The 12204-nt window shown below is 70.1% G+C and carries 17 protein-coding genes and 1 tRNA gene; 13 read left to right on the top strand and 5 right to left on the bottom strand.

Translation table 11 applies throughout. The features are described 5' to 3' along the window. Positions 1-34: 34 nt before the first annotated feature. The 3 genes from AB0K43_RS06840 to AB0K43_RS06830 form a co-directional block, all read right to left on the bottom strand. Positions 35-241, bottom strand: coding sequence for a hypothetical protein (locus AB0K43_RS06840; protein ID WP_363636561.1), 207 nt, complete (start codon positions 239-241; stop codon positions 35-37). 3 nt (positions 242-244) lie between these two features. Beyond that, positions 245-502 (bottom strand): hypothetical protein, encoded by a 258-nt coding sequence (locus AB0K43_RS06835; protein ID WP_363636559.1) that lies wholly within the window; start codon positions 500-502, stop codon positions 245-247. A gap of 88 nt (positions 503-590) precedes the next feature. Next, positions 591-782 carry a hypothetical protein gene (locus AB0K43_RS06830; RefSeq protein ID WP_363636557.1) on the bottom strand — a complete coding sequence of 64 codons (192 nt, stop codon included), beginning with the start codon at positions 780-782 and terminating at the stop codon, positions 591-593. Positions 783-953: 171 nt separating this feature from the next. On the opposite strand from AB0K43_RS06830, the gene AB0K43_RS06825 reads away from it, so the two are divergent. The 7 genes from AB0K43_RS06825 to AB0K43_RS06795 all read left to right on the top strand — a co-directional run bounded on the left by AB0K43_RS06825 (position 954) and on the right by AB0K43_RS06795 (position 5991). Continuing rightward, complete coding sequence (locus tag AB0K43_RS06825; RefSeq protein WP_363636555.1) at positions 954-1820, top strand: winged helix-turn-helix domain-containing protein; 867 nt, start codon at positions 954-956, stop codon at positions 1818-1820. Further along, positions 1810-2493, top strand: a complete 684-nt coding sequence (locus AB0K43_RS06820) for an HAD-IA family hydrolase (RefSeq protein WP_363636553.1) — start codon at positions 1810-1812, stop codon at positions 2491-2493. The genes AB0K43_RS06825 and AB0K43_RS06820 overlap by 11 nt, the downstream gene beginning before the upstream one ends. Positions 2494-3513: 1020 nt before the next feature. Then, positions 3514-3780, top strand: coding sequence for a hypothetical protein (locus tag AB0K43_RS06815; RefSeq protein ID WP_363636551.1), 267 nt, complete (start codon positions 3514-3516; stop codon positions 3778-3780). Positions 3781-4227: 447 nt separating this feature from the next. Next, positions 4228-4974: a hypothetical protein gene (locus AB0K43_RS06810; RefSeq protein WP_363636549.1), complete on the top strand. Its 747-nt coding sequence runs from the start codon at positions 4228-4230 to the stop codon at positions 4972-4974. A 111-nt stretch (positions 4975-5085) separates the two neighbouring features. Continuing rightward, complete coding sequence (locus tag AB0K43_RS06805; RefSeq protein WP_363636547.1) at positions 5086-5475, top strand: DUF6191 domain-containing protein; 390 nt, start codon at positions 5086-5088, stop codon at positions 5473-5475. Between the two features lie 153 nt (positions 5476-5628). Continuing rightward, positions 5629-5757, top strand: coding sequence for a DLW-39 family protein (locus AB0K43_RS06800; RefSeq protein ID WP_014137031.1), 129 nt, complete (start codon positions 5629-5631; stop codon positions 5755-5757). A 161-nt stretch (positions 5758-5918) separates the two neighbouring features. Further along, positions 5919-5991: transfer RNA gene (locus tag AB0K43_RS06795), tRNA-Ala, on the top strand. A gap of 123 nt (positions 5992-6114) precedes the next feature. Here AB0K43_RS06795 and AB0K43_RS06790 read toward each other — a convergent pair. Continuing rightward, positions 6115-7044 carry a DUF5324 family protein gene (locus tag AB0K43_RS06790; RefSeq protein WP_363636545.1) on the bottom strand — a complete coding sequence of 310 codons (930 nt, stop codon included), beginning with the start codon at positions 7042-7044 and terminating at the stop codon, positions 6115-6117. A gap of 98 nt (positions 7045-7142) precedes the next feature. Here AB0K43_RS06790 and AB0K43_RS06785 point away from each other — a divergent pair, with 98 nt between their 5' ends. Together AB0K43_RS06785 and AB0K43_RS06780 are read left to right on the top strand one after the other, a co-directional pair. Beyond that, on the top strand, positions 7143-7667 hold the full coding sequence (locus AB0K43_RS06785; RefSeq protein ID WP_363636543.1) for a peptidylprolyl isomerase: 525 nt from the start codon (positions 7143-7145) through the stop codon (positions 7665-7667). Positions 7668-7748: 81 nt separating this feature from the next. Continuing rightward, the gene (locus AB0K43_RS06780; RefSeq protein WP_363636541.1) at positions 7749-8654 is read left to right on the top strand and encodes a rhomboid family intramembrane serine protease; all 906 of its coding nucleotides are present in this window, start codon (positions 7749-7751) and stop codon (positions 8652-8654) included. 273 nt (positions 8655-8927) lie between these two features. On the opposite strand, the gene crgA is transcribed toward AB0K43_RS06780, so the two are convergent. Next, the gene (gene crgA / locus AB0K43_RS06775; RefSeq protein ID WP_363636539.1) at positions 8928-9179 is read right to left on the bottom strand and encodes a cell division protein CrgA; all 252 of its coding nucleotides are present in this window, start codon (positions 9177-9179) and stop codon (positions 8928-8930) included. Between the two features lie 260 nt (positions 9180-9439). Here crgA and AB0K43_RS06770 point away from each other — a divergent pair, with 260 nt between their 5' ends. From AB0K43_RS06770 to AB0K43_RS06755, 4 genes are all read left to right on the top strand, one after another. After that, entirely contained in the window at positions 9440-10150 is a 711-nt protein-coding gene (locus AB0K43_RS06770; RefSeq protein ID WP_363636742.1) for a DUF881 domain-containing protein, read from the top strand. Between the two features lie 132 nt (positions 10151-10282). After that, the gene (locus tag AB0K43_RS06765; protein ID WP_363636537.1) at positions 10283-10453 is read left to right on the top strand and encodes a hypothetical protein; all 171 of its coding nucleotides are present in this window, start codon (positions 10283-10285) and stop codon (positions 10451-10453) included. 54 nt (positions 10454-10507) lie between these two features. Beyond that, the gene (locus tag AB0K43_RS06760) at positions 10508-11167 is read left to right on the top strand and encodes an aminodeoxychorismate/anthranilate synthase component II (protein ID WP_363636535.1); all 660 of its coding nucleotides are present in this window, start codon (positions 10508-10510) and stop codon (positions 11165-11167) included. A 13-nt stretch (positions 11168-11180) separates the two neighbouring features. After that, entirely contained in the window at positions 11181-12167 is a 987-nt protein-coding gene (locus tag AB0K43_RS06755) for a class E sortase (protein ID WP_363636533.1), read from the top strand. Positions 12168-12204: the final 37 nt, after the last annotated feature.

Here is a 12204-nt window from a genome sequence, read left to right as displayed (position 1 = left end):
CGATCTGCCTCACCAGACACTGGGTAGGGCAGGATCACGCGGCCACCGCCAACCGTGCCGGGGCGGTCTCAGGGTGCCAGCCGAACTTCGAGTCGCGCGGGCAGATCGTGTTCCCATCGTGAGTCAGCACCCACAGGCCGTCGGCGCGAACCCAGGCCCAAGCCGGGGCTTGGGTGAGGCAGCGCGGGCAGCGGGTCGAATGCGGTGCCATGTTCAGGATCTCGTCCCAGGTGAAGGCCATCGGTCAGCCCTCCAGGATCTTGTTGCCGCAGCAGGTCGGGCACCAGATGTTGAATCCGGTCGAGTCCCAGCCCGTACCGGCGCAGTCGTGGCACGTGATCCAGGTCCGGGCGGCGAACTCGACCGCGCAGGCAGCGGGGGCGAAGCGGTGGTGGTCGGCGCAGACCGGGCAGTCACGCCCGGCGCGAGACTGCCGGACGGGCTCCGGTCGGGCGGAGGGAATCGGGACCGTGGGCGAGGCGAGAACGGCAACAGCGGGCATGATGGAAGTTCCCCTTCGAGGGAAGCCCGGGGCGGCGGCTCTGCTTGGCGGTAGGTGCGCCGCCCCGGGCACTGTTCGGACGAGGTGACTACTTGCGGCGGCCGAAGAGCTTCGAGGTGATGCCCCGACTCTCGGGCTTGTGGCTCGTCTTGTGGTCGGCGTGGATCCGGAACGCGTCCTCGTAGGTGCTGGCGCTCGTGGTGTCGCTCCAGTCGCACGAGAAGTCGTTGCAGGTGATCTCGTACTTGTCGTCCTTGCCGTTGCCATCCTTGAAGAACATGTGCAACTTCCCTTCGAGAGAGGGGCGGCGGCTCTGCTTGGCGGTAGGTGGGCCGCCCCAACCTGACTAGCCTGGCTGGCCAGGTCTCTAAAGTAGGTTACATGGCTAGCCAGGTCAACACCCTGGCTAACTTGGCTGTCCCAATGTCGGCTGGCCGCGTACGATCGCGATATGACCTTTGCCCCCGACCGACTTGACCCGGACGACAGCCGTCCGCCGTATGAGCAGGTGGCTAGCAGCCTTGGCGCTGCCATCCGCACACGGAGGCTCGCCCCGGGGGAGAAGCTGCCGTCGCACAAGGACCTGACGGAGATGTATGGCTTCGCCAGGGCGACGATCCAGCGCGCGCTACGGGACCTTGAGGACGAAGGTCTCGTGGTCTCTCGCAAGGGCAGCGGGGTCTACGTCCGCAACCGCACCGAGCGGCCGGCGGGGCTTCGGCCTTACGTGGAACAGGCATTCGCCAGCGACACCGTCACCATCGACTTCGCAGGCTTCTCCAGCGAGACGCTCCACGGCGCACTGCAGGAGCCGTTGGACAAGATCCGCATCGGTCGACTGACGCCGAGGAGTATCAGCATCCGCATCCTGGTACCGGACATGAGCGTGCCGCAGGCGGCCCCGGTCCGGCGCGAGGACTGCGCGGACGACGTGCGGCTACGTGACCGAATGCACGACATCATGGTCGGCTACGCGCGCAGCATCCGGGATTCCGTCGCCGAGCTGAGCCACCTCGGCCTGGTCTCGGAGACCCGGGTAGAGGTTCGGGTCCACAGCGGCACACAGTTCTTCAAGCTGTACATCATCAACGAGACCGACGCATTCTTCGGCTACTACCCGATCAGGCCGAACAAGGTGGTGGCTCAGGGCGAGGCCATCGAGATATACGACCTGGTGGGCAAAGACACGGTTCTCTTCCACCACTCGGTCAACGAAGGCGACTCTTCCTCGGGCTTGCAGCAGGTCGAGCAGGGTCGCATGTGGTTCGACAGCATCTGGGACACCATCGGAAGGGACTTCGATCTCGATGCCCAGTGACGACCTGATCCGAACGCTGGCTGTCCCCGGCATCCTGTTCGACTTCGACGGACCAGTGTGCGACGTCTTCGCCGGCGCGCCAGCTCCGGAGGTAGCCAGGAAGCTCGAAGAGTTGCTTGTCGCTCAGGCGCCATCCCTGATCAGTGAGACTGCTACCACGGATGATCCGCTGGTCATCATGCGCATCGCTTACGGGGTCGACCAGGAGTTGGGCCAGCGGATCGAGCAGGCCCTGACAGAGGCCGAGGAAATCGCAGTGGCGGTGGCCGGCAACCCGACCCCTGGTGCGGTGGCAGCTCTGCGTGATGCGAAGAGCTTGGGACGCCGCGTCGCGGTGGTCAGCAACAACTCGGCGAGCTGCGTCCGAGCCTTCCTGGATCGTCACGGGCTCATGGAGTACGTCGAAGAGATCATCGGTCGCCCAGCGGGGCGCCCAGACCTGATGAAGCCTCAGCCCTACTCCTTGCTCAAGGCGGCCGAGGTGCTCGGGGTGGAGCCCGCAAAGTGCACGCTGATCGGCGACTCGCTGACTGACATCGAGGCCGCCCATGCCGCCGGGGCCACCGCCATCGGCTACGCGAATAAGCCCCACAAGCGCTCGACCTTCGCTGAAGCAGGGGCCGACGCGATCGTGGACAGCATGGCGGAGATCCCGGAAGCCCTTCGCCAGTAGGGCGGGTCTACTCGGCTAGTGGAGCTGTTACGAGTTTCGCTACTTCATCAAGGCGCCGCGTGCCGCGGCGCGGGCGGGGGCGGAGCCCGAAGGGGAAGGCACATCACGGCGGCATCGGAGATACCGGCGAAGATTCCCGGCCTCCTGAACTGACTGGTAAGCAGCCTCACACAAGGTTCGGGGTGCCGCGCTGCGCGCGGCGGCGCCGGCCGTCCGCCGGCGCGCGCCCCGCCTCCTGTCTTCGCCCCGGCTGGGGCTTCGCCGTCGACCGTCCGCGCCCGAGGGGCGGAAGCTAAGGCCGGGGCGAAAACGGACAAGGTCCAGACTTACCCCCAGCCCGGCCAGCGGCAGCGGGACCAAGAACCGGGGTCAGAACCCACCCCACCGGGGCCGGGGCGGGCGGCTCCACGGTTTTACCCACCTGCCAGGACCGGGACCCGCACCGAGCAAGACCGGGGGGCCACTCGGCCAAATTGCGGTCAGGCCCAAAGAGCCCTGACCGAGTCGCAGCAGCTTACGGCCCCCCGATCATGCTCGGACCCAGACCAGGCAGGACACCGGCCAAAACCGCTCCACCGCCCGTGGAGTCCGGGTCCGAGCACTTGCTCAACTACCTTCGGCGCACGTATGGCACTGCGATACCTGCGACTGCTGCCCCGACGCCAAGCGGGGCGGCGGTCTGCGGATAGGCAGCTACGACCCCGGTAGCGATGAGCACCGCGGCAGCGGCGCCAGCCAGGTAGCCGCGGCCCCGGCGAGTCTGGCCTTGGGCAATGTCCTTGTCTGGACGTACTTTCATCAGTAGCACCTTTCTGTTCAACGAGACCGAGCGGTGCGAGGAGCGGCCTCCCGTTGCAGCGGGGGGCCGCTCGGCGTTTGCCGGGTGGCCCTTGGACTGCTCCTCGCATGTAAAACGCTACCGATCGGGTCCGACAATCCGTGAACGCTTGGGCATGTGCTCTGACCTGCGACTTTTCTCGAAATTGAGTGACTGGTCGTCAGATCTGTCAACATATGTTGATGCCGAACCAGAGAGAGCGCATCGAATCGGGACAGTCGCATGAGATCGAGGTCTTCCTCCAGGAGCAGGTCGACAAGCTATGCAGGCCCTACCGGAGGCAGGGGGCGCGGTACCGCATCTACTTCGCGGCGAAGCTGCGGGATGCGGCCGAGGCAGTGCTCCAAGGTGAGATAGCGATGGCGACTGAGTCGGCCGGGATGACTTGGAGGGAGGTGGGTGAACTGCTTGGCGTGTCCGCGCAGGCCGCTCACCGGCGCTATCACTGACGCGACGGCGGCCCGACTGACAACGACACCTGACAGCAACGGCGGCGGATTGTGGCGGATCCCGGCGAACGTGCACCCACAGTTGCTGGTGCCGCCCCGGCTGCAGACTGCTCGTTTCGATCAGCTGATCGAACTGATAAGGAAGAGGCCACAGGTTCAAGTCCTGTTAGGCCCACCGGCGCAGAAGGCCCGGAGTGATCTCACTCCGGGCCTTCTGGCGTTCCCGGCGTGACCTCTGCCCGGGTGGCTCGTTGGACCGGGTGCGCAGAGGCACTGTGGGGATGAGCGACTCGAAACTCCTGTGAAGTCGGGGATAGCCGGGCGACAGTACCGGTCATTGGATCTGTGGACGTGTGCGACCTCTGGTCCGGCCGGCGGAAGTTCGGCCCCGTACGCCCCGGGTGATGTGGCGGTCCACGATCCACTTCAACCATGGAGGGCATCCCCATGTCCATGGACTCCGTCATGCTCGAATCCCCGACGCTGCGCGGTGAGCTGGCCCGGCGGCTGGACGGCCGTACCGAGGCGCTCGACAAGGTCAAGGCGCTCACCCTGCTCCCGGACGGTGTGCACGTGACCGTCCGGATGGCGGCCGACTACTTCGAGGTCGGCGAGGAGGTGATCCGGAAGGTGCTTGTCCGCCACCGCGAGGAGCTGGAGGCCAGCGGAGCTCGCGCGCTCCGGGGTGCTGACCTGCAGACTTTTAAGAGTGAGACGATGTCTCTCTATTACGCGAGTTATCCACAGGCCCGTTCCGGGCTCACCATCCTCCCCCGGCGGGCCGTGCTGAACGTGGCGATGCTGCTGCGGGACAGCAGGGTGGCCCGGGCGGTGCGGCGGGCGATGCTGGCCGCCGCCGAGGAGTTCTGGCGGGACGAGGCGGCCGCGCCGCGGGTGCGGGAGTTCCGGGCCCGGCCGCGGCCGTGGAGCGGGCTGCGCCGGGACGAGTACGAGCGGGTGGCCGCCGATCCGGCGGTGCGGGAGTGGCAGCGGCGGATCGACGGTGAGGAGCCGTTCGATGCGGTGGAGCTGCGGCTGCTGGCGATCGAGCGCCGGCTCGACGCCGGCGACCGGGTGATCGCGGCGATCGGGCAGCGGCTCTGCCGGCACGGTGACGACCTCCGGGCGATCCGCGGCGACCTGCGGATCCTGCGCCTGGACGTGGCCGGCCCGCGCGGGCGCCGGCGGAGGTAGCCGCCGGGGCCGGTGCGGTGGCCTAGGGGCCGCCGCACCGGCCCTTCTGCTCGGCCGGGGGTGGGGCGCATGATGGTGGGGGAGATCCGGCCTGCGGAGGGGAGCAAACCGATGGCGGTGTTCTGGGCGATGAGCATCCCGGGGCTGGTGTGCGCCCTGGTGCTGGTCGGCATCGTCGATCAGCTCGCGCTGCGGGCCAGCCGGACCCGGTGGATCCCCTGGCGCGGGACGGGCCGGGAGGGGCAGATCTCGGCGACCGGGTTCGAGCAGCTGCACGCGCAGTTCGCGGCCGGCAAGCAGCACGAGCTCGACCAGCGGCGGAGCACCCTGATGCTGCGCGACGAGGAGGGCGAGGGCGCGCCGCCGCGGAGCACGGTGGATCTGACCGCCGGGACGGCGGTGCTGCGGGTGCCGGCCGGTCGGGCAGACCGTACGACAGAAGGCGTGGCGTCAATCCTGGGCGCGGATCGGTCGGTTGGACCGGGCAGTGGCACCTCTTGACCCGGTTACCGGTGTGTATCATCGGCCGCAAGGCGGTCTCCACCTCGACCGCTGGTTCGTGCTCGTACACCAAAGGGTTCGTGGGTGCTGCCTCCCGGTCGGGACGGCGGGCCGGCGATCCGATACTGCAAGCAAGAAGGACGAGGTCCCGCGGTGAAGAAGCTCCTCCTGGTCGCCCTGGTCGCCCTCGGCGGCTTCTTTGTCTACCGTCAGGTCCAGGCGGACCGCGCCGAGCAGGACCTGTGGACCGAGGCCACCGACCCGGTCCCGGCCGGCCGCTGAGGCCAGCAGACGATCTTCGGGGGCCGGTGCGCCGGCCTCCCGCGGGTCGGCCCCGGCCGTCAGGCCGGGGCCGGTCCGCCCTCCGGGGCGCTCCGGTCGGTGCTGTTCGTCGGCCCGCGCGGGATTCGTTCCGGGAACGGGTACGCTAGTGCCCGGAACACGGGGCTTTAGCTCAGTTGGTAGAGCGCTGTCTTTGCATGGCAGATGTCAGGAGTTCGAATCTCCTAAGCTCCACAACCCGACGGCCGCCGACCTGATCACCAGGTCGGCGGCCGTTCGTCGTTGCTGCCCGCCCAACACCCGCCCAACAGCCCGCTCAGCTGTCCGCCCACCTGCCCGGGCGGCGGCGGCGGTGCGTCAGTGCGGCTTGCGCGGGTCGTGCGGCTTGGGACGCTCGTCGTGGTCGGCGTGGGGTGCGGCCCCGCCGCTGTCGGGAGCGCCGCCGCCGCCCGGCTGGTCGTCCGGCCGGTGGTGCGGGCCCGCACCGGGCCGGCTCGCGCCGCTCGGGGTCGACCCGTTCACCAGGGTCTCCTCCACCGGGGTGGCGCTGCCGGTGCCGGAGGTGGTCTGCGGCGCCGGGGGCTCGACCAGCCACTCGGGGTTGCTCTGCTTGCGGTACCAGTGCCAGACCAGCACCCCGCTGCCGATCGCCACGGTGCCGGCCACCGCGAGGCCGGTCGCCCAGCCGTGCCGGTGCTGCTTCTTCGCGTTCTTCGCCGCGAGGTCGCTGATCTCGGCCGCCGTCACATGGCCGTGCAGCGCGGTCAGCGCCGCCGCCCCGCGGGTGTGCGCCTCCTGGGCCAGCGGGGTGACCGTGGCCCGGGCGTTGTCCACCGCCGTGGTGACCTTGGGGACCACGGCCGCCTTGGCCTGCTCGGTGGTCCGGGCCGCGGTGAGCTTGGCGGCCAGCGCGGCCTCCTGGGCCCGGTGCACGGCCTTCAGGGTGCTCTTCTGGGCGTGTGGGGGCAGCCCGGCGAAGGCCTGCTCCAGCTGGGGGACGACGTGCTTGGTGTACTGGGTGCGGGCCGCCAGCGCCGCCTGGGCGGCACCCGTCCTGGCCTGGGCGCCGACCGCCGCGGCCTTGGGGCCGAGCGCGTCGATCCGGGGGGCGAGCAGCAGCTTGGCCTCCTCGGCGTACTGCCGGGCGGCGTCCTTGGCGGTGGCGGCGTAGGGCGTGAGGTTCTCCTTCGTCCGGCCGGCCGTCTCGCGCGCTGAGTCCAAACGGGTCACGAGCTTCTCCTCCTCGGTGGCGTCCTTTATGCACCTTTCCACCTGTTTGGAGATCATGCATGCTCATCTGCCGCTCAGCACGCCGGGCTGAGCCGTCCGCGGGGGTCGTGGGATGATTCCAGGTGTTAGTGATTCGAGAGAGAGGAAGGCATTCCGTGGCCGAGGACCTGACCGCCACCCTGAAGACCAACCGCGGTGACATCGTGGTCAAGCTCTTCCCGAACCACGCCCCGAAGACGGTGGCGAACTTCGTGGAGCTGGCCGAGGGCACGCGCGAGTGGACCGACCCCCGCACCGGCCAGAAGTCGAAGACGCCGCTGTACGACGGCACCGTCTTCCACCGTGTGATCGGCGACTTCATGATCCAGGGCGGTGACCCGCTGGGCACCGGTACCGGTGGCCCGGGCTACAAGTTCGCCGACGAGTTCCACCCGGACCTCGCCTTCACCAAGCCGTTCCTGCTCGCGATGGCCAACGCCGGCCCGGGCACCAACGGTTCGCAGTTCTTCATCACGGTCACGCCGACCACCTGGCTGACCAACAAGCACACCATCTTCGGCGAGGTCGTCGACCCGGGCAGCCAGGCCATCGTCGAGCAGATCTCGAAGGCTCCGACCCGGCCGGGCGACCGCCCGCTGGAGGACGTGGTGATCGAGTCCGTGGTCATCGCCCGCGGCTGAGTCACCACGGCGTAGCCTGGACGGTCCCGGCGCCCCCCGGAAGCGGGTGGGTGGCCGGGATCCGTCATGAGGAGGTAGCGGATGCTTCCCGGCTCGCCCGACGACAGCCCGCAGGTCGGGAGCGGCGGCGGCCCGCAGGCCTGCTACCGGCACCCCGAGCGGGAGACCGGGGTGTCCTGCGGGCGGTGCGGCCGCCCGCTCTGCCCGGACTGCATGACCGGGGCGGCGGTCGGCTTCCAGTGCCCGGAGTGCGTGCGGGAGGCGGGCGCGCAGGGCCGGCCGGCCACCGGGCGGTTCGGCGGGCGCCCGGTGCGCCCCGGGCGCCCGGGGCGGGCGGTGGCGCCGGTGACGGCGGTGCTGGCCGGGCTGAACGTGCTGGTCTTCCTGCTGACCGAGTACCTCGCGCCGGCCTGGCAGCTGCGGCTCGGCCTGTACAGCTACGTGCCCGCGCCCGGGGTGTCGATCGGCGTGGCCGCCGGGCCCGAGCAGTGGTACCGGTTGCTGACCTCGGCCTTCGTCCACGCGGGCTTCGCGCACCTGGCGACCAACCTGGTCAGCCTGCTGGTGCTCGGGCCGCCGCTGGAGCGGGCGCTCGGCCGGGTGCGCTTCCTCGGCCTCTACCTGCTGTCCGGGCTGGCCGGGAACGCGCTGGCGTTCCTGGTCGACGGCGGCTCGCTCTACTCGGTGGGGGCCTCCGGGGCGATCTTCGGGCTGCTCGGGGCCACGGTGGTGCTGGTGCGGTACGACCGGGCGCCGCTCGGGCCGGTGGTCGCCCTGCTGGTGTTCAACCTGGTGGTGACCTTCTCGGTGCGCTGGATCGACTGGCGGGCGCACATCGGCGGGCTGGTGGCCGGAGCGGTCATGGCGGCGGGGCTGGTGTACGCCCCACGGGAGCACCGCCGGCTGGTCCAGGGGTTGACGGCGGCAGCCGTCCTGGCGCTGGTGCTGGGCACCATGCTGCTGGGGATGGCCCGGCTCGGAGCCTAGTTGTCCACAGTGGGCGTGCGACGGTGCACAGCGGGTGCGCGAAGCTGCTGTGCACTGCCGGGTCTACGCGCGTTCAACTGCGCTTTCGACGGTCACGGCAGTGGTGCGGGCGGAATTCTCCCGGAGGAGTTATCCACAGGCTGAGCCGACTTTTCCCCAGTGTGGATAACCGTGTGGATAAACATATGGTCGCGACCGGCGGGGGCACGCCGAAACACCGCCCCGGGGTTCACGCCGAGGCGGTGCAAGGTCGGACGGGAGAGCGGCCGAGGCCTACTTCCACTGGGTGGAGACGCCGAAGCCCGCCGCGATGAAGCCGAAACCGGCCAGAATGTTCCAGTTGCCCCAACTGGCGACCGGCCAGCCGCCGCTCGTCACGTAGTAGGTGACGATCCAGACCAGGCCGATGAGGAAGAACGCCAGCATGAGGGGGGCGACCCAGCTCCGGCCGGAGCTGATCTTCACCGCGGTCGCCGCGGACGGCGGGGTGTAGTCGTCCTTCTTGCGGACTCGAGACTTCGGCACGAGGGAATCTCCTGTCGATGCGCTGTGACCGCGCGGGGTGCAGCGGGAAAGCGGGCGGCTGTGGGGACCGGATCCTTACGGGAGGCCGTCAGCCGGCACGTACCGCGGGCAGGCCCGCTGTCGTGCCGGGACCAGCACTCCGCACATGCCACCGGCGTCCGTTAGCGTAGTGGCTCGCCGGGTCTTAAGGAGATAAGGGTACGGTGCCGAATTCCACGATTCCCCCACAGCCTGGCTCCGCGCGCCCCGGCGGGACCCGAATTGTCGGACGTGCCCTGACCTGCGCCGTCTTCGCCCTCGCCGGTCTGCTCTTCTACATCAGCGCGCAGACCGCCCAGGGCACCGATCTGCGCACCGACAACTCGCTGCTCAAGCTGAGCGACGTGATACGCCAGCGCAGCGCGCAGAACCAGCAGGTGCAGGCCCAGGTCGGTGAACTGCAGGACCGCACCGACCAGCTGGCCCAGCAGCAGGGCAGCCCGGCCGACACCGACCGGCTGGACGCCCTGCAGCAGGTGGCCGGCCTGGACCCGCTGCGCGGCCCGGGTCTGACGGTGACCCTCAACGACGCCCCGCCGAACGCCACCGCCCGGATCCCCAACGTGCCGGAGCCGGACGTCAACGACCTGGTGATCCACCAGCAGGACATCCAGGCCGTGGTCAACGCGCTGTGGCGGGGCGGGGCCGAGGGCATCCAGGTGATGGACCAGCGGCTGATCTCCACCAGCGCGGTGCGCTGCGTCGGCAACACCCTGCTGCTGCAGGGGCGGGTCTACTCCCCGCCGTACGTGATCAAGGCGGTGGGGAAGACCGAGGCGCTGCGCTCGGCCGTCGAGTCCGACCCGACGATCAAGCGCTACCTGCAGTACGTGGTGGCGTACGGCCTGGGTTGGAAGGTCCAGGACAACGCCGACCTGACCCTGCCCGGCTACGCGGGCTCGGCCGACCTGCGGGCCGCCGCGGGGCAGTAGCCCCCGGGGGCGGGAACCGGGTCGGCGGGGAACCGGGCGGCAGCCGACTGCTGTCCACCAGGGTGATATGCGCGGTACGGAGCCGGACGGCGGTCTAGTCTGGTTCCCGACCTGAACCTCGCGAGGAGCACCATGTACGGCTGGATCTGGCGGCATCTGCCGGGCAACACCCTGATCCGGGCGGTCATCGCGCTGCTGCTCGTCCTCGGGGCCGTCTACGTCCTGTTCCAGTACGTCTTTCCGTGGGCCGAACCGCTGCTGCCCTTCGGTAACGTCACCGTGGACGACGGCGGTGCCGGCTGACGCCGGTGCACACCGCCCGCCCCGCCTGCCCGACTCTGCACCAGGAGTAGCGCGATGACCTCCGGCCGCCCGCCCCGGATCCTCGTGGTCGACAACTACGACAGCTTCGTCTTCAACCTCGTCCAGTACCTCTACCAGCTCGGTGCCACCTGCGAGGTGGTCCGCAACGACGAGGTGACGGTCGACCACGCGGTGCTCCGCGACGGCGAGCAGGGCTTCGACGGGGTGCTGCTCTCCCCCGGCCCCGGCACGCCCGAGGAGGCCGGGGTCTGCGTGGAGATGGTGCACCGCTGCGCGGAGATCGGGCTGCCGGTGTTCGGGGTCTGCCTCGGCCTGCAGTCGATCGCCGTGGCGTACGGCGCCGTGGTGGGCCGGGCGCCCGAGCTGTTGCACGGCAAGACCTCGCCGGTGACGCACGAGGACGGCGGGGTGTTCGAGGGGCTGCCCTCGCCGCTGATCGCCACCCGGTACCACTCGCTGGCGGTCGACCCGGCGACGGTGCCGGACAGCCTGGTGGTCACCGCACGGACCGGGAGCGGCGTGATCATGGGCCTGCGCCACCGCGACCTGCTGGTCGAGGGGGTGCAGTTCCACCCCGAGTCGGTGCTGACCGAGGGGGGCCACCGGATGCTGGCCAACTGGCTCGCCGAGTGCGGCTACGCCGAGGCGGTGGGGCGCTCGGCAGGGCTCGCCCCGGTGATCGGGCGGGGCTGAGCCGGTGACGGCGGTGCGCCCGGAGGGGAACGCGCAGTGGACCGGCGGCACCGGTGACGGGCCGGCGCCGGGGGACTGGGGGGTCTACGAGCCGGCCGGCGGCCCCGGTGGGCCGGCGCCGTACGAGCCGCCGGTGAGCGAGCGGACCATGAACCTGCGGATGGTCCCGGTCGTCGAGGCCGAGGCCGTGGGCGCGGTGGACGACGGCACCGGCGAGCAGCCGAACCGCCGGGCGGAGGGCCGCGCCGCGCTGCGCTCGGGCACCGGCCGGCGCCGGGCGTCCGGTCCGCGGCGCCCCAAGCCGCGGCCCAAGGAGTCCGCGCTGGTGGTGACCGCCCGGATGGTCGGCGAGCTGTTCATCACGCTGGGTCTGGTGATGCTGCTGTTCGTCTCGTACCAGCTGTGGTGGACCAACGTGCAGGCCGACGCGGCCGCCGACGGCACCCGCAACCAGCTGGAGCAGCAGTGGGCGCAGCCGCAGCCGGCCGCGCCGGGCGCGGGTGTGCCCAAGGACCCGGGCAAGTTCGAGCCGGGCCAGGGTTTCGCGATCGTGTACATCCCCAAGCTCGGCCTGAAGTACCCGATCGCCGAGGGCACCAACAAGCAGCAGGTGCTCGACAAGGGCCTGGTCGGCCACTACACCGGTACCGCGATGCCGGCCGACAAGGCCGGGAACTTCGCGATCGCCGCGCACCGGACCACGCACGGCCAGCCGTTCCGCAAGCTCGGTGAGCTCAAGCCGGGCGACAAGATCGTGGTGGAGACCGCCACCACCTTCTACACCTACGAGGTTGCCGGCGGCATCCCGGAGACTCCGCCCAACAACGTGACGGTGATCCAGCCGGTGCCCAAGGGCTCGCCGTTCACCCAGCCGGGGCGGTACATCACGTTGACGACCTGCACGCCGGAGTTCAGCGCCCGCGGCCGTCTGATCGTGTTCGGCAAGATGGCCGGCGAGCAGCCGAGGAGCCAGGGCCAGCCGGCCGCGCTGACCGGCTGACCCGGCGGGCGCCGAAGGCTGCCGTCCGGGCCCCGAG

The organism is Kitasatospora sp. NPDC049258 (assembly GCF_040678895.1).
Classification (GTDB): Bacteria; Actinomycetota; Actinomycetes; order Streptomycetales; family Streptomycetaceae; genus Kitasatospora.
Note: the sequence above shows the minus strand (reverse complement) of the source record. Positions and strands in the feature narration are given on the sequence as shown.

Bases quoted from the DNA above. Each gene is read 5' to 3' on its own strand.
- AB0K43_RS06765 (WP_363636537.1), top strand. From the start codon at position 10,283: ATGTACGGCTGGATCTGGCGGCATCTGCCGGGCAACACCCTGATCCGG.
- AB0K43_RS06825 (WP_363636555.1), top strand. From the start codon at position 954: ATGACCTTTGCCCCCGACCGACTTGACCCGGACGACAGCCGTCCGCCG.
- AB0K43_RS06835 (WP_363636559.1), bottom strand. From the start codon at position 502: ATGCCCGCTGTTGCCGTTCTCGCCTCGCCCACGGTCCCGATTCCCTCC.
- AB0K43_RS06760 (WP_363636535.1), top strand. From the start codon at position 10,508: ATGACCTCCGGCCGCCCGCCCCGGATCCTCGTGGTCGACAACTACGAC.
- AB0K43_RS06840 (WP_363636561.1), bottom strand. From the start codon at position 241: ATGGCCTTCACCTGGGACGAGATCCTGAACATGGCACCGCATTCGACC.
- AB0K43_RS06805 (WP_363636547.1), top strand. From the start codon at position 5,086: ATGGCGGTGTTCTGGGCGATGAGCATCCCGGGGCTGGTGTGCGCCCTG.
- AB0K43_RS06815 (WP_363636551.1), top strand. From the start codon at position 3,514: ATGCCGAACCAGAGAGAGCGCATCGAATCGGGACAGTCGCATGAGATC.
- AB0K43_RS06830 (WP_363636557.1), bottom strand. From the start codon at position 782: ATGTTCTTCAAGGATGGCAACGGCAAGGACGACAAGTACGAGATCACC.
- AB0K43_RS06790 (WP_363636545.1), bottom strand. From the start codon at position 7,044: ATGATCTCCAAACAGGTGGAAAGGTGCATAAAGGACGCCACCGAGGAG.
- AB0K43_RS06780 (WP_363636541.1), top strand. From the start codon at position 7,749: ATGCTTCCCGGCTCGCCCGACGACAGCCCGCAGGTCGGGAGCGGCGGC.
- AB0K43_RS06820 (WP_363636553.1), top strand. From the start codon at position 1,810: ATGCCCAGTGACGACCTGATCCGAACGCTGGCTGTCCCCGGCATCCTG.
- AB0K43_RS06810 (WP_363636549.1), top strand. From the start codon at position 4,228: ATGTCCATGGACTCCGTCATGCTCGAATCCCCGACGCTGCGCGGTGAG.